Raw genomic sequence first — 19,568 nt, 5'->3', positions numbered from 1 at the left:
CCATGCATGGGGAGGGCTGGGGATGAGCGTTTCAGCGCAGCGCGTAGGCGGCTGCGGTGCCGGCGAACACCGCGAAGCCCAGCCAGTGGTTGTGGCGAAAAGCGGTGAAGCAGTGCGCCGGGTCGCGCTGGCGGATGAGTGTGTAGTGCCAGACCGCCATGCCGGCCGCAGCCAGCAGGCCGAGCGCGAACGGCCAGCCCAAGCCCAGTTGCAGGCCGGCTGCCAGCCACATCGCGAGGTAGATCGCATAGCTCGCCATCACCGCGGCCACGTCCGCCCGGCCGAAGGTGATGGCCGAGGTCTTGATGCCGATCTTCAGGTCGTCCTCGCGGTCCACCATGGCGTATTCCGTGTCGTAGGCCAGCACCCAGAACAGGTTCCCCGCCAGCAGCCACCAGGCCAGCAGCGGCACGTCGCCGCGCGCCGCGGCGAACGCCATGGGGATGCCGAAGCTGAAGGCCACGCCCAGATAGGCCTGGGGCACGGCCAGCCAGCGCTTGGTGAACGGATAGGCCGTGGCGATGAGCAGCGCGGCGAACGACAGGGCGATGGTCAGCGCGTTGGTCAGCAGCACCAGGGCGAAGGCGGCCAGCGCCAGCGCCGCGCCCACCGCCAGCGCCTCGCGCGGCGACACCGCGCCGGAGGTGACGGGCCGGTGCGCGGTGCGGCGCACGTGGCGGTCGAAATCGCGGTCGGCCACGTCGTTCACGGTGCAGCCGGCCGAGCGCATGAGGATGGTGCCGAGCACGAACACCGCCAGCAGGGTCGCGCCGGGAAAGCCTCCCGCCGCCATCCACAGGGCCGAGAGGGTGGGCCACAGCAGCAGCAGCCAGCCGGCGGGCCGGTTCCAGCGGATGAGGTCGAGCCAGAGGCGAAGTCGTGATGCCATGCGGCGCATTATCTCCGGCGCCGAGCCGCGGCTGCGCCTGTCAACAGCCAGGCGTGGCCTGCGTTATGGTTCGAGCGTCGCACGTTCTCACATCCCAATGTTCAGGAGGCATTCCGATGAACCCAGTTCGCATCGCCGCCATGGCCCTGCTCGCCGCGGCAAGCCTGCCGGCAACCCCTGCCCAGGCGCAAAGCGTGTCCTTGAGCGTGGGCGGCCAGCTTGCGCCGGGCGTCTACGGCAGGGTCGACATCGGCAACACGCCGCCTCCCGTGGTGTACGCGCAGCCGGTCATCATCGCGCCACCCCCGCCCACGGTCGTGGCGCCGGCCCCCGTGTACATGCACGTGCCCCCGGGCCAGGCCAGGAAATGGGCCAAGTACTGCCGCCGCTACAACGCTTGCGGCGTGCCGGTGTACTTCGTCCGCACGCCCGAATACGGCCCCGAGCGGGGCATGCGGGAGAGGGATCGGGAAGAGCATGGCCATGGCCACGGTCATGGCCGCGACTGACCGGGCCCCGCCGCGGGGCGCGTCGTCCCCGCGCGGAGCTTTAACCTTCGAGCAGGGATCTCAGCATCCAGGCCGATTTCTCATGGATGTCCATGCGCGCCGACAGCAGGTCGGTGGTGGGCTGGTCGCCGGCCTTTTCGGTCAGCGGCAGCAGTTCGCGCGCGGTGGCAGCCACCGCCTCGTTGCCTTTCACCAGAATGCGCACCATGTCCTCGGCCTTGGGCGGAATCAGCGGCACGTCGCCCAGCTTGGTGAGCTGGCCGTAGGCGGTGTAGGAGCCGGGGGCCGCATAGCCCAGCGCCCGGATGCGCTCGGCCACCGGGTCCACCGCGTTCCACAACTCCGTGTACTGGGTCATGAACATCATGTGCAGGGTGTTGAACATCGGGCCGGTGACGTTCCAGTGGAAATTGTGGGTCGTCAGGTAGAGCGTGTAGGTGTCGGCCAGCAGGTGCGAAAGCCCTTGCGCAATGGCGGCGCGGTCCTTGTCGGCGATGCCGATCTGCACATTGCTGGAGGTGGCGTGCAGCTTGGGGCCTGAGGTCTTGGTCTTGCTCATCGGTGGTTCTCCCGGTCGTTGAGAAACAATCCAGCGCGGCGTCCGGCTTATGCCGGGGACGGGCCGCGTGCATGGGGCTATCGGTCGATGTCGCGGCCCGGCAGGCTCAGCACCAGCAGCGCGCACAGTACCATGAAGGCGGCCAGCACGAGGATGCCGCCGTTGGTGCTGTGCGTGGCCTGCTTGACCCAGCCGACGATGCTGGGGCCGAAGAAGCCGGCCAGGTTGCCCAGGGCGTTGATCAAGGCGATGCCCGCCGCGGCCGCCGTGCCGGTGAGAAACGCGGTCGGCAGGCTCCAGAACAGCGGCAGCACGGTCATGATGCCGCAGGTGGCGAGGGTCAGCGTGAGCACCGCGCCCAGGGTGTTGTCGGTCCACAGCGTGGACAGCAGCAGCCCCGCGGCCCCGAGCAGCGCGGGAATGGCGACATGCCAGCGTCGCTCGCGCTTGGCGTCCGAGCGGCGGCCCACCAGAATCATGGCGAGGATGGACACGCCGTAGGGAATGGCCACCAGCCAGCCGATGACGAGCGGGTCGCTCACGCCCGTGGTCTTGAACAGCAGCGGCAGCCAGAAGCCCAGTCCGTACAAGCCCATCACCACCGAGAAATACACCAGCGCCAGCAGCCATACGCGCGGGCTTGCCATGGCTTGCAGCGCCGAGGCATGGGTCTTGGTCTGGGCTTCGCTGGCGATGCGCTCCTGCAGCAGGGTCTTTTCGGCGTCGGTCAGCCATCGCGCCTGGGCGATGCCGTTATCCAGATAGAGCAGCACCACCACGCCGAGAACCACCGCCGGCAGGCCTTCGAGCAGGAACAGCCACTGCCAGCCGGCCAGGCCGGCGTGACCGTGGAAGGTGTGCAGGATCCAGCCCGACACCGGCCCGCCGATCAAGCCCGAGAGCGCCACGGCCGACATGAACCAGGCCGTCATCTGGCTGCGCCGGGCCGCCGGGTACCAGTAGGTGAGGTAGAGGATGATGCCGGGGAAGAATCCCGCTTCGGCCAGGCCCAGCAGGAAGCGCGCTACGTAGAACATGGCGGGCGTCTGGATGAACATGGTGAGGGCGGAGATCAGCCCCCAGGTGATCATGATGCGGGCGATCCAGATGCGGGCGCCGACGCGGTGCAGCACCAGATTGCTCGGCACCTCGAACAGGAAATAGCCGAGGAAGAAGATGCCCGCGCCGAAGCCGTAGACCGCATCGGAAAACTGCAGGTCCGACTTCATCTGCAATTGCGCGAAGCCGACGTTGACGCGGTCCAGGTAGGCGACGAAGTAGCACAGCATCAGGAAGGGAATGAGCCGCCAGCCGACCTTGCGGTAGGTGGCGGCCTCGAGCGTTGCGGTATCGCCGGCGGCGGCTTGGGTTGCCTGCATGGTGTCTCCTCCAGGGGTGTCGTTGTGCCTGCAAGCCTAGCGCCGCCGCGCCGGCTTGTCTTGCGCATCACCGCCCGGGCCGGCGCGGTTCAGTCGGCCCTGGCTTCGGGCGCCGGCTGCGGCGCCGGCGCCTTGGGGAAGTAGTTCTTCTGCGCCAACGCCTCGTACAGCGGCGGCGTGAACAGGGCCGACACGCGCGTGGCCAGCAGGGCGGTGGCCATCATCGGGATGACCATGCCGCTGCCGTTGGTCATTTCCATGACGATGACGAAGGAGGTCAGCGGCGATTGCGTCACGGCCGCGAGATACCCCGTCATGCACAGCGCGATCAGCGCCGGCAACGGTGCCCAGGCGAAGACGGCATGCACCCATTGCGCCAGACCGGCGCCGATGGACAGCGAGGGCGAGAACAGGCCGCCGGGAATGCCGGCCATGTAGCTGATGATCATCGAGGCCCATTTGGTGATGGCGTAGCCCTGGCTAAGTGGGGCCGTGCCTTCGAGCAGCCGACGCGCCTGCTCGTAGCCGCTGCCCCAGGTTTCGCCCCCGGTGGACACCCCGAGCGCCGCGATGGCGAGGCCGATGATCAGGGCGTAGAGCAGCGGCTTGTCGGCGCGCCAGAGCTGCAGCGGCCTGGGCATCCAGACCTCCCAGCGCAGCAGGGCCCAGTTGAACGCCGCGCCGAGCAGGCCGCAGAGCAGGGCCGTGAGCAGCACGGGCAGGACGAAGTGGATGCTGAAGCTGTGCGGCACGTTGAGCTGGCCGAAATACAGGTAATTGCCGGCCAGGGCCAGCGAGGTCAGGCCGGAGAACACCACGGCGGTGATCATGGTGCCGTTGGTGCGGTTCTCGAAGTCGCGCGCGATTTCCTCGATGGCGAAGATGATGCCGGCCAGCGGGGTGTTGAAGGCGCCGGACAGCCCGGCCGCCGCGCCGGCCAGCAGCAGCTGGCGCTCCAGCCTGGGCCCGGGGTGCGGATAGAAGCGCCGCGTCTCGGCCATGATGGCCGCGCCGATGTGCACGGTGGGCCCCTCGCGGCCGATGGTCATGCCGCCGAGGAATCCCAGCAGCGAAATGAACAGTTTGCCGAAAATGACGCGCAGGCCGAACAAGCGCTTCATCAGGGTTTCGTCGCGCGGCGCGTGCAAGGCGGCGATCACCTGCGGGATGCCGCTGCCTTCGCTGCCGGAGAACCAGCGGCGGGTGAGGAACACCGCCAGCACCGTGAAGGCCGGCGTGATGAGGAAGGCCAGCCAGGGCCGCCCGGCGATCCAGGCGACGAACTGGTTGTAGGCGGCGGTGCTCCAGTTCGCGTACAGCACGGCGGCCAGGCCGACGAGCAAGGCGCCGCCCCAGGGGAGGCCGAATTGGAGCAGGAGACGGCGCGAGCGGCTGCGGATCAGCCGGGTCAGGGCGCGGCGCCGCGAGGTTCCAAGCCGGGGCGACGTCTCTGCGGATGCGGGCGGTTCGGACTCATGCGCCATGCGGCCATGATAGTGGCCCGCCTTGCCCGCGCGGCGGCGCGTTTCGGGCCGGTGGCGGGCTCATCGGCTTGATGCGCGCATGGATACTCCAAAACGTATCCACGCCAAAAACGGCGCGGAACCATAATCCGTACAAACCCTAGATTCATCCCATTTCAGGGTGCGTGGGCGGCTCTGGCTGCAAACCGCATGCAAGGGCGGGCGATCTTGCCCCTGCCGCCTCGACCCCGAGCAAGGTCCGTCATGCAAACCGCCATCGATCTGTCGCGCGGCCAGTTCGCGATGACCGCCATGTTCCACATCCTCTGGCCCATCCTCAGCATCGGCCTGGCGGTTTTCCTCGTCGCGGTGGAGGCCCTCTGGCTCAAGACGCGCGACGTCGCCTACTACCGTCACGCCCGTTTCTGGAGCAAGTTGCTGGTGCTGAATTTCACGGTCGGCGTGGTCAGCGGCATACCGCTGGAGTTCCAGTTCGGCACCAACTGGGCGGGTTTTTCCAACGTCGCCGGCGAGTTCTTCGGCAACATCCTGGGCTTCGAGGGCGCGATGGCCTTCATGCTGGAAGCCGGCTTCATCGGCATCATGTTGTTCGGCTGGGGCAGGGTGAGCAGGGGCGCGCACCTGTTCGCCACCGTCATGGTCGCGCTCGGCGCCAGCCTGTCGGCGTTCTGGATCATGGTGGCCAATTCCTGGATGCAGACCCCGGCCGGCGTGACGCTGGACAACGGCAGGCTGGTGGTCACCGACTACATGGCCGCCATCTTCAACCCCGACATGCCCTGGGGCGTGGCGCATATGTACGTGGCCGCGCTGGAGACCGGGGCGTTCGTCGTGGCCGGAGCCTCGGCCTACTACCTGCTGCGCAGGCGCCACCCGGAGTTCTTCTTCAAGTCGTTCAAGATCGCCTTGCTGGCGCTGGTGGTGCTGGCGCCGCTGCAGGTCTGGATCGGCGACTCCAGCGGCGTGGAGGTGTTCCGGGAGCAGCCGGCCAAGGGCGCGGCCATCGAGGGACATTGGCACACCAACGGACCGGGCGTGGGCGCGCCCTGGGCGCTGCTGGCATGGCCCGACCAGGCCGCGCAGAAAAACGACTGGGCGATCGAACTGCCGGACATGCTCAGCGTGCTGGCCACGCACAGCCTGAGCGGCCGGGTCATCGGCCTGGCCGACATGCCGCGCGCCGACCAGCCGCCCATGGTGCCGCTGTTGTTCTACGCCTTCCGCATCATGGCGGGCATCGGTTTCTGGTTCGTGTTCCTGGCGTTCTGGACGCTCTGGGCCTGGCGCAAGGCGCGCGGCAAGGTCGACGCCCTGCTGGCGCATCGCAAACTGTTGTGGGCCTGGGTGCTGACGGTCCCGCTGCCCTACGTCGCGGTGGAAATGGGCTGGCTGGTGCGCGAGGTTGGGCGTCAGCCGTGGATCGTCTATGGACTATTGCGCACGCAGCAGGGCGCGTCGGCGCTCTCGCCCTATACCGTGTCGGCCAGCATGGCCATGTTCGCGGTGTTCTACGTGGTCCTGCTCGTCACCTTTTTCATCTTCGCGCGGCGCTGGTTGCGTGCCGGGTCCGACTTGAGCTTGCAGCCGCCGCAGGACCCGCGACGGGTGCTCGACGTCAAGGGCGGCATTTATGAGCATTGATCCGGTGCCGAGCCAAGCGACGCATCGCGCACGACCATCATGATCGACAACAGTTTGCAGCCCTTGCTTGCCAATGCATGGTTCCTCATCTTGGGGCTGATCCTGGCGTTCTACGTCATCACCGACGGCTTCGACCTGGGCATCGGCATTCTGTCCCTCGCCACGCGGCGCGAAACCCACCGCAGCGCGATGCTCGAATCCATCGGCCACGTGTGGGACGCGAACGAAACCTGGCTGGTGGTCTTGGGCGGCGCGCTGTTCGGCGCTTTCCCCGCCGTGTACGCCATGGTGCTGCACGCGCTGTACGGGCCGGTGATGGTGATGATCGGCGGACTCATCCTGCGCGGCGCCGCCTTCGAGTTTCGCCATGCGGCACGCGACAAGCGCGGTTGGGACCGCGTTTTCGGCGCCGGAAGCCTGTTGGCGGCATTGGCGCAGGGCGCCATCCTCGGTCAACTCGTTTCGGGGCTGCGCGAGGGTTGGGTGGGGTGGGCCTTCTCGGCCGTTGCCGCGCTGGGCGTCGTGGCCGGCTACTCCCTGCTGGGGGCCAGCTACCTCGTCATGCGAACCAGCGGGGGCCTCGGGCAGGCGTCGCGCCGGCATGCCCGCGTCAGCCTCTGGACGACGGTGGGCATGGCCGCCGTCCTGACCCTCGCCACGCCGTTCGCCAGCGTCGAGGTGCGCAACGCTTGGCTCGATCCGCATCGCATGCCGATTCTGGGGGTGCTCGGGCTGCTGGCCGTGTCGGCTTTCGGCTACATCCTCCACGCGCTGCGCCGGGGTGTGCGCGGCCCGTTCCGCGCCTCGGTGCTGCTGTTCGCCGTGTCGTTCGGCGGCCTGGCGCTGAGCATCTACCCGGCCATGGTGCCCGGGCACGTCACCATCCTGCAGGCCGCGTCGAGTGCGCCGACGCTGCTGTTCATGCTCGTCGGCATCGGCATGCTGCTGCCGGTGATGATCGGCTATAACGCCTATCAGTACCTGGTGTTCCGCGGCAGGATCGTCGTGCACGAGGGGGCCGAGCGCATGGCGGATGCCCCCTCGCGACCCACCTCCGCGCCTTGAACCGGCCGGATGCCCAAACCGTGTTGCGCCGGTTTTGTGAAATAAGCTGATACGCGCCGGCGCCATGTCAGCCTTGATGACTAGGGTTTTTACGGAGTAGGATGCTCGAAAAACAGCAATTTTTGATCCTTGTCATTTCTCGTTTGCAACCGCCGGCAGCTCCATCATGCGCCTTCTGAACAAACTCTCTCTATCCGAAAAACTGTTGCATACAGGTTTCATCATCATGGTCTGTGTTGGCCTGCTCGCTGCCGAGGCCTACCTCTACGTGACCCACACCGGGCTCGACGGCAAGTCGGGCGTGACGCTCAAAGACATTCAAATTTCCTATTACGGCGACCGCTCGTCGAGCAAATTGCAGACCGTTTTGCCGACGATGCTCACGAACGCCGGCGTGCCCAAGGACCAGTGGCCCAAGATCACGCAGACCATCGACCATTGGGTGGTCGGCGGCCAGAGCAAGGCCGAGTATGAATCGCAGATCAAGCCCATCATCGATCAGCATTGCATGATGTGCCACAGCGTGGCGATGAGCAAGCAGTTGCACAATCCGCCCCTGGCCTCTTACGACGACGTGAAGAAGGTCGCCGCGGTCAACACCGGCATGTCGTACAGCAGCATGCTCATGGGCGGCATGGTGCACCTGACCATGCTCGGGGTCATTTTCTGGATCGCCGGCTGGATCTTCCTGCAGACGCGGGTGAACAACCAGATCAAGGCCATTTCGGTGATCGCGCCCTTCCTGGCCATGCTGCTCGATTATTCCGGTTGGTTCCTCACCCACATGAACCCCGACTTCGCCTGGATGGTGCTGGTGGGCGGGGCGCTGTCCTGCCCGATCGCGATGCTGGAGATGGGCGTGTCGCTGATCGATATGTGGATCGGCCTGCCCGGCTTCCTGCAGCAGCGCGTCGTGGCCGAATTGCCGCCCGGTTCGCGCTCTTCCCAGCAGCCGCAGCCGACCTGAATCGGGTCCGCGGTCTCTGCCGACTTCCGAAGGCCGGTGCCAGCACCGGCCTTTTTTTGTGCCCGCCATCCCCGCACTGCAGGGGGCCGCGGGCCGGCACCGAACCCTAGAATCCACCCATGCCCGAACCCATCTCAACTCCCGCCCTGCAGGTCGTCGTGCTCGCCGCAGGCCGCGGCACGCGCATGCGCTCCGCCCATCCCAAGGTGCTCCAGCCGCTGGCCGGAAGGCCGTTGCTGGCCCATGTGCTCGACACCGCCGCGCAGCTGCAGGCGCAGCGGCGCGTCGTGGTCGTCGGCCATGGCGCCGCGCAGGTGCGCGAACGCTTCGCCCAGGCCGATGCGCAGTTCTGCGAGCAAAGTCCCCAACTCGGCACCGGGCACGCCGTGTTGCAAGCAGCCCCATGGCTGGACGACGCGGCGGTGGTCCTCGTGCTGTATGGCGACGTGCCCCTGGTGCGCGCGGCCACGCTGCGGCCGCTCATCGATGCGGCGCGCGCTGGAAGCCTGGCCTTGCTGACCGTGACCCTGCCCGACCCCGGCGGCTATGGCCGCATCGTGCGCGACGCGGCGGGGCAGGTGCTGCGCATCGTCGAGCACAAGGATGCGAACGAGGCCGAGCGAACGATTGCCGAGGTCAACACCGGCATCCTCGCCGCGCCGGCCGCGCTGCTCAAGCGCTGGGTGGCGGCCCTGCGCAACGACAACGCCCAGGGTGAGTACTACCTCACCGACGTCGTCGCGCAGGCGATCGCCCAGGGCGTGGGCGTGCAGGCCTTCGCGAGCGCCGACCCGGACGAAACCCTGGGCGTGAACGACCGCGCCCAGCTGGCGCAACTCGAGCGCATCGTGCAGGCCCGGCAGGCCCAGGTCCTGCTGCAGGCCGGTGTGACCCTGGCCGATCCGGCGCGCATTGACATCCGCGGCGCGGTCACTTGCGGACAGGACGTGTTCATCGACGTGGGCTGCGTGTTCGAGGGCCAGGTGGAACTGGCCGACGGCGTGCACGTCGGCCCCTACGCCGTGCTGCGCGACGTGCGCGTCGGCCGCGGCAGCGTCGTGCAGCCGTTTTGCCACCTTGACGGCGCCACCATCGGCGCGCAGGCCCAGATCGGTCCCTTCGCCCGCCTGCGGCCCCAGGCCACGCTGGGCGACGGCGTGCACATCGGCAACTTCGTCGAGGTGAAGAACGCCAGCATGGGCCAAGGCGCAAAGGCCAACCATCTCTCCTACGTCGGCGACGCCGAGGTGGGCGCGCGGGTGAACATCGGCGCCGGCACCATCGTCGCCAATTACGACGGCGCCAACAAACACCGCACCGTCATCGGGGACGATGCCCACACCGGCTCGAACTCGGTGCTGGTGGCGCCCATCACCGTGGGCGCCGGCGCCACCATCGGCGCGGGGTCCACCGTGACCCGCGCCGTCCCGGCCGGTAAGCTCACCGTGGCGCGCGCCCGCGCCGTCACCCTGGAAGGCTGGAAGCGGCCGACCAAAAATAGCGAAGGAAGCTGACCCATGTGCGGAATCGTCGGCGCAGCAGCGCAACACGACATCGTGCCGACCCTGCTGGAAGGCCTGCAGCGGCTTGAGTACCGGGGCTACGACTCCTGCGGGCTGGCGGTGCAGAAAGACGGCGGCATCTCGCGCCTGCGCACCACCCAGCGCGTGGCCGACCTACGCGTGCAGGCCGAGGGCCTCCAGGCCGTCACCGGCATCTGCCACACCCGCTGGGCCACGCACGGCGCGCCGGCCACGCACAATGCGCACCCCATGATTTCGCGCGACCAGGTCGCGCTGGTGCACAACGGCATCATCGAGAACCACGACGAACTGCGCGCCGAGCTGCGCGCCGCAGGCTACGCGTTCGACAGCCAGACCGACACCGAAGTCATTGCCCACCTCATCCACAGCCTCTACGCGGGCGATTTGTTCGCCGCCGTGCGCCAGGCGGTGCGCCGTCTGCGCGGCGCCTACGCCATTGCCGTGCTGCACGCCGGCGAGCCGGGCGTGGTGGTCGGCGCCCGCGCCGGCAATCCGCTGGTTCTCGGTCAGGGGAGCGACGGTTTCTACATCGCTTCCGACGCGCTGGCCCTGGCCGGCGCCGCGCATCAGGTGGCCTATCTGGAAGAGGGCGACGTGGTGTGCATCACCGCCGGCGCCTTCCGCCTGGTGGACGCCGCCGACCAGCCCGCGCTGCGCGACTGGCGTCCGCTGGAGGCCTACAGCGGCGCCACCGAACTCGGTCCCTACCGCCATTACATGCAGAAGGAAATCTTCGAACAGCCGCGCGCGGTGGCCGATACCCTCGGCGGCATCGAGCACATCGATCCGGCGCTGTTCGGCGACTCCGCGGGGACGCTGGCCGGCGTGCGCCGCGTGCTCATCCTGGCCTGCGGCACCAGCAGCTACGCCGGGGCCGTCGCCCGCCACTGGATCGAGGCCCTGGCCCGCATTCCCGTGGACGTGGAAACGGCCAGCGAATACCGCACCCGCGACAGCGTGCCCGACCCCGAAACCCTGGTGATCGGCGTCTCCCAGTCAGGCGAGACGGCCGACACCCTCTCCGCGCTGCGTCACGCCCGCGCCCTGGGCATGACGCGCCAGCTGGCCATCTGCAACGTCGCCGGCAGCGCCATGATGCGCGAGGCCTCGCTGCGCTTTCTCACCCACGCCGGGGTCGAAATCGGCGTGGCCTCCACCAAGGCCTTCACCACGCAATTGGTCGCGCTGTTCCTGCTCGCGCTGGTGCTGGCCAAGCAGCGCGGCCGGCTCGACGCGCAGGCCGAGCGCGACCATCTCCAGGCCCTGCGCCATCTCCCGGTGGCCCTGCAGGCGGCGCTCGCCACCGAGCCGCAGATCATCGCCTGGGCCGAAGCCTTCACGCGCAAGAACAACGCCCTGTTCCTCGGCCGCGGCATGCACTTTCCCATCGCCCAGGAAGGCGCGCTCAAGCTCAAGGAAATTTCCTACATCCACGCCGAGGCCTACCCCGCCGGCGAACTCAAGCACGGCCCGCTCGCCCTCGTGACCGACGAAATGCCCGTGGTCACCGTGGCCCCCAACGACGTCCTGCTCGACAAGCTCAAGAGCAACCTTCAGGAGGTGCGCGCGCGGGGCGGCGAGCTCTACGTGTTCACCGATGCCGGCACGCGCATCGAGGCCAGCCCCGGCGTGCACGCCATCCGCCTGCCCGAGCACTACGGCCTGCTGTCGCCCATCGTGCACGTGGTGCCCCTGCAACTCCTCGCCTACCACACCGCCGTCGCCCGCGGCACCGACGTCGACAAACCCCGCAACCTGGCCAAGAGCGTCACGGTGGAGTAGAGAAGTTTGATGTTCCGGTGTTGTTGTTGACGCCAAATGAAATTCTATCCTAACAAATAAAGTACTATCCTGAAAAATAAAGTTCTATCCTGTCGCGTTAAGGAACTACTGGACTGTTTACGGATTTTTCAGTCGTTACCGACTCGGGTGCTGAACGTCATGGCGGACTCAAGGCTGGCGGGCCAGGCGTTGCCGGGCCGCGTCCCGGCGCCCCGGGGTGATGGCCCCTGCGGGCGAGCCATCCAGGTTGACCCGCAGGTGCGCACCCAAACCACCCGCCTGTACGCTGGCGAGGAGAGATGCGGATACAGCAGTTGCTTGGACAACGGATGCAAAGCCGTGCCCGAGAGGGTTTGGCTTGCAGGCTGGGCGCGCATCCACCGCGCGAACTGGGTGTGAATGTCCGCCGCCAACGGCAGCAAATAGGGCGCACGACCGGGCTGGTCATCCTCAGCCGCTTGCAGTTTCAGCACCGGCAAGCCGGCCAGATAGGTCTGCGCCACCGGGCGCAGAACCTGCAATCCGGCATCCTTGGCGGCTTTCTCCGCGAGGTTACGCAGGCGGTTGAACGCCCGGGTTTGGGCCAGCGCAGCGTCCAGGGATGCAGATTTGGAAGATTCGACAGTGGAAGCTGAAGTGGAGGCAGACGGGTGGGGTACGGGGATGAGCCCAGGGTAGGGCAGGGAAAGAGGACATACGCTGAACGCACTTTGCGATCCGTTTCTGAGACGATCCCAAGCGGACCGCCGGGAACAGACAGCGTTCAGGGATGAGGATCACGCGTCCCCAGGCCCTCCGCGACCAAGGCCAACGCATTATTGATTCGGAAGTATTTAACTTGAAGTATTCGCATGCGCCATCATGTTGGTGTGATGGAAGCAACTGACATGAGATCGCTGTCGCGCGACGCGCGACACGAGAGACGCGTGCAGGTCATCCGCCTACGCAAAGCGGGCCGGACCTACGACGAGATTGCGGCGCAGACTGGGTTGAGCCGCACCGGTGTGTTCGACATCTGCAAGCGCCACGAAGCGGCGGGCGCGAAGGCCTTGCGCGACGCACCCAGTGGGCGCAAGAGCGGCGATGGCCGGCTGCTGGACGCGGCACAGGAGGCGACGGTGCGCAAGCTCATCACCGACAAGACGCCTGACCCGTTGAAGATGCCCTACGCGCTGTGGACCCGCACGGCGGTCGCGCAGCTCATCGAGCAGCGCTTTGGCATCCGGTTGGCGGTGCGCACGATGGGCCTGTACCTGGCGCGCTGGGGCTTCACGCCGCAAAAGCCGATGAAAAAGGCGTACGAGCAGTCGCCCGCGGCGGTCAAGAAGTGGCTCGAGGAGGACTACCCGGTCATCGCCGCGAAGGCCAAGTCCGAAGGTGCGGAGATTCACTGGGGCGACGAGAGCGGGCTGCGCAGCGACGACGTACGGGGTCGCGGCTTCGCGCCCAAGGGGCAAACGCCGGTGATCCGCGTCAACAACAAGCGCCACGGCCTGTCGGTGATCTCCACCGTGACCAACAAGGGGCAGATGCGCTGGCGCATTTTCGACGGCGCGCTCAACACGGACATCCTGATCGACTTCCTGCGCCGGCTGATCAAAAGGGCGAGCAAGAAGTTGTTCCTGATCCTGGACAACCTGCGGGTGCATCACGCCAAGCCCGTGAAAGCTTGGCTGGCCGAGCACGCCGATGCGATCGAGGTGTTCTACCTGCCCAGCTACAGCCCCGAACTCAACCCCGACGAGATGGCCAACGCCGACATCAAGCAAGCGGTGACGACTCTGGCCCCGGCGCGCACGAAGCTGCAACTGGTCAAGGCCACCGCACGCCACCTGCGCAGCGTGCAACGTCAGCCTGAGCGGATTCGCAAATACTTCGAACATGGACCGGTTCGTTATGCGGCTTGATTCAAGTTCGTTGATGCCGGCTCAATAAGGCACGCCCTCGGCTTGGGCACGAGAGAGCTTGGCGTGGATGGATTTTGGCACGCGCGCTACGAATTGGCCAGAAACGCTCGGCACCATCGCAACGGTCGGGTCGAAGGACGGCACAGGAAAGTCTCGGCCCCTGTTATGCAATGCAGCAGGGCCTTTCACACTAGGCTCACGATGTGACAATTTCGTGATTGTTGACTCTTGCTAAAGCAACTGCATGTCATTCATATGTCTGCATGCGTACAGCACAAGGCATGAATTCAATCATTGTTGTAGACTTGAAAAATGGAAAAAATATCCGCAACTTCAATCTTCGAATCGCTCTCGTCAGGTGTGCGGTTGGACGTGTATCGGCTGCTTGTCAAAAAGGGGCCTGAGGGCTTGGTGGCTGGCGAGATCGCGATCACCCTTGACGTGCCGCCGACCAACCTCTCCTTCCATTTGAAGGCCCTGACCCAGGCCCGCCTTCTCACTGTGGAACAGGAGGGGCGCTACCTGCGCTATCGGGCGAACATTCCATTGATGCTGGATCTGATCGCCTATCTCACCGAGGAGTGCTGCTCCGGGCGCCCGGGGCAATGTCCGGGCTTGAGCAGCGCTTCAACCTACTGCGACACGGCACTGCCGACAGCTTCGCCAACCCTAGTCGAAACCTGAGCCATGAACATCCTCTTTCTCTGCACAGGGAACTCCTGCCGCTCGATTCTGGCCGAAGCCACGTTCAACCACCTGGCTCCCGCCGGCTGGATGGCGATGAGCGCGGGCAACCATCCAACCGGGCAGGTGCATCCGCGCTCGCTGGCCTTGCTGGAGCGGGAAGGCATCCCGGCCGTTGGACTCTCCAGCAAGTCCTGGGACGACTTGCCCAAAACCCCGGACATCGTGATCACCGTCTGCTCCAGCGCCGCAGGCGAAGCCTGCCCGGCCTATCTTGGCCCGGTCCTGCGCGCGCATTGGGGTGTCGAAGACCCTGCGCATGCAACTGGGGACGACGAGGCCATCAATGCTGCCTTCATGACAGCCTATCGCATCCTGCGCACCCGCATCGAGGCCTTCCTCTCCCTGCCGCTGACGGAGTTGAAGAGCGATCCTGCATGCTTGAAGACGCATCTGGATCGGATCGGTACGCCTTTTTTTTGTGACAAAAATTCAACCATTGATGGAGATTCATAATGAAAGCCATTCAAATCTATGACCCGGCCCTGTGCTGCAGCACTGGCGTGTGCGGCGTGGAGGTCGATCAAAGTCTGGTCAGCTTTTCGGCGGACGCCGATTGGGCCAAGCAAAACGGTGCGCAGATCGAGCGTTTCAATCTGGCCCGGCAACCGCTGGCATTCGCCGAAAACCCGACGGTCAAAGCATTCCTGGAACGCTCCGGCCAGGAAGCCCTGCCCCTGGTTCTGGTGGACGGTGCAGTGGCATTGGCGGGCCGCTACCCCAACCGCATGGAGCTGGCTCGCTGGGCAGGCATTTCACAACCGGCAGCAGAGTCGAAAGCCGCGCAAGACTGCTGCTGAACGCGGGAAATACCGTCATGAAATTTCTCGAACAGCCGCCGCGCTTTTTCTTTTTCACCGGCAAAGGCGGCGTGGGCAAGACATCGCTGTCCTGCGCCACCGCCATGCAACTTGCCGGACAAGGCATACGGGTGCTGCTGGTCAGTACCGATCCAGCGTCCAACATTGGCCAGGTGTTCGGCCAGGCCATCGGCAACACGATCACCCACATCAATGGTGTGCCCGGTCTGTCGGCTCTGGAAATCGACCCGCAGCAAGCGGCACAGCAGTACCGGGAGCGCATCGTCGGCCCGGTGCGCGGGACGCTGCCGGACGACATCGTCAACGGCATCGAGGAACAGCTCTCCGGCGCCTGCACCACCGAAATCGCCGCCTTCGACGAATTCACCGCGTTGCTCACCGACTCGGCTCTGACCGCTGACTACGACCACATCATTTTTGATACGGCCCCGACCGGCCATACCATCCGGCTGTTGCAATTGCCCGGCGCATGGAGTGATTTCCTTGAAGCGGACAAGGGCGATGCCTCCTGCCTCGGCCCATTGGCCGGACTGGGCAAGCAGCGCGCCCAATACAAGGCGGCCGTGGAGGCTTTGGCCGATGCCCAGCGTACCCGCTTGATTCTGGTGGCCCGCGCCCAGCCAGCCGCCTTGCGGGAGGTTGCACGCACCCATGAGGAACTCGCCGGCATTGGCCTGTCGCAGCAGTATCTGGTGATCAACGGCGTCCTGCCGCCGGAAGAAGCCGCGCACGACCCTCTGGCCGCAGCCATCTGCGCGCACGAACGGACCGCATTGGACGCAATCCCTGAGGTGCTCAAAACTCTGCCCCGCGATCGGGTCGCACTCAAGCCCTTCAACCTGGTCGGCCTGGATGCCTTGCGCCAGTTGCTGGTCACGACGGCCTCGCAAGCGCCCAGCACCCATGCGGCTCCGGCCGTACTCGTACTTGATGCCCCCAGTCTGTCCGCCTTGGTCGATGGCATCGCCGAAGACGGCCGCGGCCTGGTGATGCTGATGGGCAAGGGCGGCGTAGGCAAGACCACCCTGGCCGCCGCCATCGCGGCCGAACTGTCCCATCGCGGCCTGCCGGTTCATCTCACCACGTCCGACCCGGCAGCGCATTTGTCTGAGACGCTGAGCGGCGCGCTGGACAACCTCACGGTCAGCCGGATCGACCCGCACATCGAAACCGAGCGCTACCGGCAGCACATATTGGCCACCAAGGGCGCGCGGCTCGATGCGGAAGGCCGGGCGCTGCTGGACGAGGACCTGCGCTCGCCCTGCACCGAGGAAATCGCGGTGTTCCAGGCCTTCTCGCACATCATCCGCGAGGCAGGCAGGAAGTTCGTGGTGATGGACACGGCACCGACCGGCCACACCTTGCTGCTGCTCGACGCGACAGGCGCCTATCACCGAGAAATCGCCCGCCAGATGGCCGGCACCGGGCTGCACTACACCACCCCGATGATGCAGTTGCAGGACCCCAGGCAGACCAAGGTGCTGATCGTGGCGTTGGCCGAAACCACCCCGGTGCTGGAGGCGGCAAACCTGCAGGCCGACCTGCGCCGCGCCGGGATCGAGCCCTGGGCCTGGATCATCAACAACAGCATCGCGGCGGCCGCGCCGAACTCGCCCTTGCTGCGTCAGCGTGCCAGCCACGAACTGCGGGAAATCGACGCCGTCGCGACCCGCCATGCCCGGCGCTACGCGGTCGTGCCGCTGCTGAAAGAAGAGCCCGTCGGCGTCGATCGCCTGCTGGAACTGACTGCCCGCCCCAGCCTCATCACCGAAAGAGCTTGACATGGCCGCAAAAATCTACAACGCGCTGTTCATCTGCACCGGCAATTCCGCGCGCAGCATCATGGCGGAAGTCATCTTGAACCATCTCGGTCGAGATCGGTTCAAGGCGTACAGCGCGGGTAGTCATCCTCGCGGCGAAGTGCATCCGCTCACGCTCGAAGTGCTCGCCGGTCAGCACTATGACCTTCACGGCTTGCGCAGCAAGAGCTGGACGGAGTTTGCGGCGCCGGATGCGCCGTCGATGGATTTCATTTTTACAGTCTGCAATCAGGCGGCTGGCGAAGCCTGTCCCGCATGGCCGGGTCAACCCATCACCGCCCACTGGGGTTTCGCTGATCCAGCCGCGGTTGTCGGGGATCGTGAGCGTCAACTCAAGGCCTTCGCCAACGTGCACTTCCAAATCGCCTCTCGCATCCGTCCGCTCCTCGCCCTGCCTATCGACAAGATCGACCGCATGTCGCTGCAAACCCAGTTGCGTGATCTGGGCCAACAACGTACAGAAAACAGGGCGTGACCCCTCATCGCGTATGCATCGCTCCGGATCGCCAGCGGCGGAGCACGAGGCGATTCTCTCCGGCGCCAAACCTGGAAAAGGAACAAGTATGACGCGCCTGCTCATCATCGGCGGCAGCGATGCGGGCATCAGCGCGGCATTGCGGGCTCACGAGATCGATCCCCGAGCCGAGATATCCGTCCTGTTGGCCGACGCGTACCCGAACTACAGCATCTGCGGCCTGCCCTTCTACCTCAGCGGCGAGACGCCGGATCACCGGCAACTCGCCCATCGCACCGCGTTCGACGGCATCGACATCCTGACGAACCATCGGGCCGTAGTCATTCATCCTGTGGGAAAGAGGGTCGATGTCGTGCGCGGGGCGAACGGCCGTGCGGAGACGATGCGCTATGACCACCTGATCATCGCCACCGGTGCCGTCCCAGTCCGTCCCCAAGGGTTACCCGGCCTCGATCTCCCCGGCGTTTATGGCCTGCACACCATGGCGGACAGCTTCGCGGTCCATCACCATCTCACGACGGGCGAAGCGCGTTCGGCCCTCATCGTCGGCGCGGGCTATATCGGCGTGGAGATGGCCGACGCGCTGCGGCATCGGGGGATCGATGTCACACTCGTGAGCCATACCGATCCCGTGTTCCCAAGCGTCGATCCGTCGTTCGGCAGACTGATCGGGGAGGAGTTGTCACGCCATGGCGTGCGGGTCGTAGCCGGTTGCACCGTCGAGCGCATCGAAGCCGCCGGCAACCGGCGCGGTCTTACGGTGTCGGGTTCGGGCGGGTTTGCCGCCACTGCCGATCTGGTGCTGGTCGCCACCGGCGTGCGCCCTGACACCACCCTTGCCGCCACGGCTGGGATTGCACTGGGGCCCTCGGGCGCCATCCGCGTCACGCAGCGCATGGAAACCACGATCCCCGGCATCGGGGCCGCCGGCGACTGCGTCGAGACCTGGCATCGGATCCTCCAGCGACCGGTGTACCTGCCGCTTGGGACGACCGCGCACAAACAGGGCCGTGTGGCCGGCGAGAACGCGGTGGGCGGAGAGCGCTCTTTCGCGGGCTCGGTCGGCAGCCAGACCGTGAAGGTGTTCGAGTTGGCGATCGCACGGACGGGCTTGTGCGAAGCTGAGGCGCGCACGGCCGGCTTCGATCCCGTCACCCTCGAGATCGAAACCTGGGATCACAAGGCCTATTACCCAGGCGCGCATAAGCTCCGCATCCGGGTGACCGGCGATCGCCGCACTGGTCGTCTCCTCGGCGCGCAGATCCTCGGCCACTGGCGTTCGGAGGTGTCGAAACGCATCGACGTGTTCGCAGCAGCCCTGTTCCACGGCATGGGCGTCGAAGACTTGAACGATCTCGATCTCAGCTACACACCTCCGTTCAGCAGCCCCTGGGACCCGGTGCAGATGGGGGCGCAGGCCTGGATGAGCGCGGTGAAAACCGGTGCTGACAAGTCGTTCACCGCCGATCGACCCACAAATCTTGAGAAAGGAACACAGCATGAAAGTCCGTGACCTGATGACCCCGAACCCGATCCGGATCGCACCGGAGACGCCCGTGGCGGAGATCGCCCGCATCTTGATCGAGCACCGCATCAACGGCGTTCCGGTGACCGATGCCGAGGGACACCTGCTCGGCCTCGTGACCGAGGGCGACCTGGTGCATCGTGCGGCCGACGAGCGGTTGGAGCCGCGCGAATCGGTCTGGAAGGAGAACTTCTACCGCTCCGTGTTTCGCCGGCGTACGCCGGAGCCGGACAAGGCCGAGGGCCGCACGGCCGCGCAGGTCATGACGCGGGAAGTCCTCACCGTGGCACCCGAAGACCATGTCACCGTGGCCGCGCGTCTGCTGGTGGATCACAGCATCAAGTCCCTGCCGGTGATCGAGCACGAACGGCTGGTCGGCATGATCTCGCGCTTCGATCTGGTCAAGCGCCTGGCCAACAGCGGCCCGGATGCCTTCAACCCCATGCGCAAGAACTGA

The 19,568-nt window shown here is 66.1% G+C and carries 19 protein-coding genes; 14 read left to right on the top strand and 5 right to left on the bottom strand.

The window, feature by feature from the left end:
- Nucleotides 1-31 precede the first annotated feature (31 nt).
- Nucleotides 32-889, bottom strand: coding sequence for a 4-hydroxybenzoate octaprenyltransferase (ubiA, locus tag THIARS_RS01235; protein ID WP_094160546.1), 858 nt, complete (start codon nucleotides 887-889; stop codon nucleotides 32-34).
- A gap of 116 nt (nucleotides 890-1,005) precedes the next feature.
- On the opposite strand from ubiA, the gene THIARS_RS01230 reads away from it, so the two are divergent.
- Entirely contained in the window at nucleotides 1,006-1,398 is a 393-nt protein-coding gene (locus THIARS_RS01230; RefSeq protein WP_094159120.1) for a hypothetical protein, read from the top strand.
- Between the two features lie 40 nt (nucleotides 1,399-1,438).
- Here the strand turns inward: THIARS_RS01230 and THIARS_RS01225 are convergent, their stop codons facing one another.
- The 3 genes from THIARS_RS01225 to THIARS_RS01215 all read right to left on the bottom strand — a co-directional run bounded on the left by THIARS_RS01225 (nucleotide 1,439) and on the right by THIARS_RS01215 (nucleotide 4,820).
- Nucleotides 1,439-1,957 carry a Dps family protein gene (locus THIARS_RS01225; protein WP_094159119.1) on the bottom strand — a complete coding sequence of 173 codons (519 nt, stop codon included), beginning with the start codon at nucleotides 1,955-1,957 and terminating at the stop codon, nucleotides 1,439-1,441.
- Between the two features lie 77 nt (nucleotides 1,958-2,034).
- Complete coding sequence (locus tag THIARS_RS01220) at nucleotides 2,035-3,336, bottom strand: MFS transporter (RefSeq protein WP_094159118.1); 1,302 nt, start codon at nucleotides 3,334-3,336, stop codon at nucleotides 2,035-2,037.
- An 89-nt stretch (nucleotides 3,337-3,425) separates the two neighbouring features.
- The gene (locus THIARS_RS01215) at nucleotides 3,426-4,820 is read right to left on the bottom strand and encodes a chloride channel protein (protein ID WP_094159117.1); all 1,395 of its coding nucleotides are present in this window, start codon (nucleotides 4,818-4,820) and stop codon (nucleotides 3,426-3,428) included.
- A 243-nt stretch (nucleotides 4,821-5,063) separates the two neighbouring features.
- Between THIARS_RS01215 and THIARS_RS01210 the strand changes: the two genes are divergently transcribed.
- The 5 genes from THIARS_RS01210 (at nucleotide 5,064) to glmS (ending at nucleotide 11,819) form a co-directional block, all read left to right on the top strand.
- Nucleotides 5,064-6,461 (top strand): cytochrome ubiquinol oxidase subunit I, encoded by a 1,398-nt coding sequence (locus tag THIARS_RS01210; protein ID WP_094159116.1) that lies wholly within the window; start codon nucleotides 5,064-5,066, stop codon nucleotides 6,459-6,461.
- A gap of 42 nt (nucleotides 6,462-6,503) precedes the next feature.
- Nucleotides 6,504-7,526, top strand: a complete 1,023-nt coding sequence (locus THIARS_RS01205; protein ID WP_186436624.1) for a cytochrome d ubiquinol oxidase subunit II — start codon at nucleotides 6,504-6,506, stop codon at nucleotides 7,524-7,526.
- Between the two features lie 166 nt (nucleotides 7,527-7,692).
- Nucleotides 7,693-8,493 carry a hypothetical protein gene (locus THIARS_RS01200; RefSeq protein WP_094159114.1) on the top strand — a complete coding sequence of 267 codons (801 nt, stop codon included), beginning with the start codon at nucleotides 7,693-7,695 and terminating at the stop codon, nucleotides 8,491-8,493.
- A gap of 119 nt (nucleotides 8,494-8,612) precedes the next feature.
- The gene (gene glmU, locus THIARS_RS01195; RefSeq protein ID WP_094159113.1) at nucleotides 8,613-10,007 is read left to right on the top strand and encodes a bifunctional UDP-N-acetylglucosamine diphosphorylase/glucosamine-1-phosphate N-acetyltransferase GlmU; all 1,395 of its coding nucleotides are present in this window, start codon (nucleotides 8,613-8,615) and stop codon (nucleotides 10,005-10,007) included.
- 3 nt (nucleotides 10,008-10,010) lie between these two features.
- Complete coding sequence (gene glmS, locus THIARS_RS01190) at nucleotides 10,011-11,819, top strand: glutamine--fructose-6-phosphate transaminase (isomerizing) (protein WP_094159112.1); 1,809 nt, start codon at nucleotides 10,011-10,013, stop codon at nucleotides 11,817-11,819.
- A 128-nt stretch (nucleotides 11,820-11,947) separates the two neighbouring features.
- Here the strand turns inward: glmS and THIARS_RS01185 are convergent, their stop codons facing one another.
- A complete protein-coding gene (locus tag THIARS_RS01185) occupies nucleotides 11,948-12,340 on the bottom strand; it encodes a hypothetical protein (RefSeq protein ID WP_031406984.1) in 393 nt (130 codons plus the stop codon).
- A 351-nt stretch (nucleotides 12,341-12,691) separates the two neighbouring features.
- On the opposite strand from THIARS_RS01185, the gene THIARS_RS01180 reads away from it, so the two are divergent.
- From THIARS_RS01180 to THIARS_RS01145, 8 genes are all read left to right on the top strand, one after another.
- Nucleotides 12,692-13,726 carry an IS630-like element ISCARN25 family transposase gene (locus THIARS_RS01180; protein WP_031406978.1) on the top strand — a complete coding sequence of 345 codons (1,035 nt, stop codon included), beginning with the start codon at nucleotides 12,692-12,694 and terminating at the stop codon, nucleotides 13,724-13,726.
- A gap of 312 nt (nucleotides 13,727-14,038) precedes the next feature.
- Nucleotides 14,039-14,410, top strand: coding sequence for an ArsR/SmtB family transcription factor (locus THIARS_RS01175; RefSeq protein WP_031406976.1), 372 nt, complete (start codon nucleotides 14,039-14,041; stop codon nucleotides 14,408-14,410).
- A 3-nt stretch (nucleotides 14,411-14,413) separates the two neighbouring features.
- The gene (locus THIARS_RS01170) at nucleotides 14,414-14,926 is read left to right on the top strand and encodes an arsenate reductase ArsC (RefSeq protein ID WP_094159111.1); all 513 of its coding nucleotides are present in this window, start codon (nucleotides 14,414-14,416) and stop codon (nucleotides 14,924-14,926) included.
- On the top strand, nucleotides 14,926-15,270 hold the full coding sequence (gene arsD, locus THIARS_RS01165; RefSeq protein WP_094159110.1) for an arsenite efflux transporter metallochaperone ArsD: 345 nt from the start codon (nucleotides 14,926-14,928) through the stop codon (nucleotides 15,268-15,270). Before THIARS_RS01170 ends, arsD begins: the two co-directional genes overlap by 1 nt.
- A 17-nt stretch (nucleotides 15,271-15,287) precedes the next feature.
- Nucleotides 15,288-17,072, top strand: a complete 1,785-nt coding sequence (gene arsA / locus THIARS_RS01160) for an arsenical pump-driving ATPase (RefSeq protein ID WP_094159109.1) — start codon at nucleotides 15,288-15,290, stop codon at nucleotides 17,070-17,072.
- 1 nt (nucleotide 17,073) lies between these two features.
- Nucleotides 17,074-17,586, top strand: coding sequence for an arsenate reductase ArsC (locus THIARS_RS01155; protein WP_031406968.1), 513 nt, complete (start codon nucleotides 17,074-17,076; stop codon nucleotides 17,584-17,586).
- An 88-nt stretch (nucleotides 17,587-17,674) separates the two neighbouring features.
- Nucleotides 17,675-19,099 (top strand): FAD-dependent oxidoreductase, encoded by a 1,425-nt coding sequence (locus THIARS_RS01150; RefSeq protein WP_141202307.1) that lies wholly within the window; start codon nucleotides 17,675-17,677, stop codon nucleotides 19,097-19,099.
- Nucleotides 19,086-19,568, top strand: coding sequence for a CBS domain-containing protein (locus THIARS_RS01145; protein WP_031406964.1), 483 nt, complete (start codon nucleotides 19,086-19,088; stop codon nucleotides 19,566-19,568). Before THIARS_RS01150 ends, THIARS_RS01145 begins: the two co-directional genes overlap by 14 nt.

Origin of the sequence: Thiomonas delicata, assembly GCF_900088825.1 — a bacterium.
Taxonomy (GTDB): domain Bacteria; phylum Pseudomonadota; class Gammaproteobacteria; order Burkholderiales; family Burkholderiaceae_C; genus Thiomonas_A; species Thiomonas_A delicata.
The sequence above is the reverse complement of the archived record's forward strand: the minus strand, read 5'-3'. Positions and strand labels throughout refer to the sequence as shown.

Bases quoted from the DNA above. Each gene is read 5' to 3' on its own strand.
- ubiA (WP_094160546.1), bottom strand. From the start codon at position 889: ATGGCATCACGACTTCGCCTCTGGCTCGACCTCATCCGCTGGAACCGG.
- THIARS_RS01230 (WP_094159120.1), top strand. From the start codon at position 1,006: ATGAACCCAGTTCGCATCGCCGCCATGGCCCTGCTCGCCGCGGCAAGC.
- THIARS_RS01225 (WP_094159119.1), bottom strand. From the start codon at position 1,957: ATGAGCAAGACCAAGACCTCAGGCCCCAAGCTGCACGCCACCTCCAGC.
- THIARS_RS01220 (WP_094159118.1), bottom strand. From the start codon at position 3,336: ATGCAGGCAACCCAAGCCGCCGCCGGCGATACCGCAACGCTCGAGGCC.
- THIARS_RS01215 (WP_094159117.1), bottom strand. From the start codon at position 4,820: ATGGCGCATGAGTCCGAACCGCCCGCATCCGCAGAGACGTCGCCCCGG.
- THIARS_RS01210 (WP_094159116.1), top strand. From the start codon at position 5,064: ATGCAAACCGCCATCGATCTGTCGCGCGGCCAGTTCGCGATGACCGCC.
- THIARS_RS01200 (WP_094159114.1), top strand. From the start codon at position 7,693: ATGCGCCTTCTGAACAAACTCTCTCTATCCGAAAAACTGTTGCATACA.
- glmU (WP_094159113.1), top strand. From the start codon at position 8,613: ATGCCCGAACCCATCTCAACTCCCGCCCTGCAGGTCGTCGTGCTCGCC.
- glmS (WP_094159112.1), top strand. From the start codon at position 10,011: ATGTGCGGAATCGTCGGCGCAGCAGCGCAACACGACATCGTGCCGACC.
- THIARS_RS01180 (WP_031406978.1), top strand. From the start codon at position 12,692: ATGGAAGCAACTGACATGAGATCGCTGTCGCGCGACGCGCGACACGAG.
- THIARS_RS01175 (WP_031406976.1), top strand. From the start codon at position 14,039: ATGGAAAAAATATCCGCAACTTCAATCTTCGAATCGCTCTCGTCAGGT.
- THIARS_RS01170 (WP_094159111.1), top strand. From the start codon at position 14,414: ATGAACATCCTCTTTCTCTGCACAGGGAACTCCTGCCGCTCGATTCTG.
- arsD (WP_094159110.1), top strand. From the start codon at position 14,926: ATGAAAGCCATTCAAATCTATGACCCGGCCCTGTGCTGCAGCACTGGC.
- arsA (WP_094159109.1), top strand. From the start codon at position 15,288: ATGAAATTTCTCGAACAGCCGCCGCGCTTTTTCTTTTTCACCGGCAAA.
- THIARS_RS01155 (WP_031406968.1), top strand. From the start codon at position 17,074: ATGGCCGCAAAAATCTACAACGCGCTGTTCATCTGCACCGGCAATTCC.
- THIARS_RS01150 (WP_141202307.1), top strand. From the start codon at position 17,675: ATGACGCGCCTGCTCATCATCGGCGGCAGCGATGCGGGCATCAGCGCG.
- THIARS_RS01145 (WP_031406964.1), top strand. From the start codon at position 19,086: ATGAAAGTCCGTGACCTGATGACCCCGAACCCGATCCGGATCGCACCG.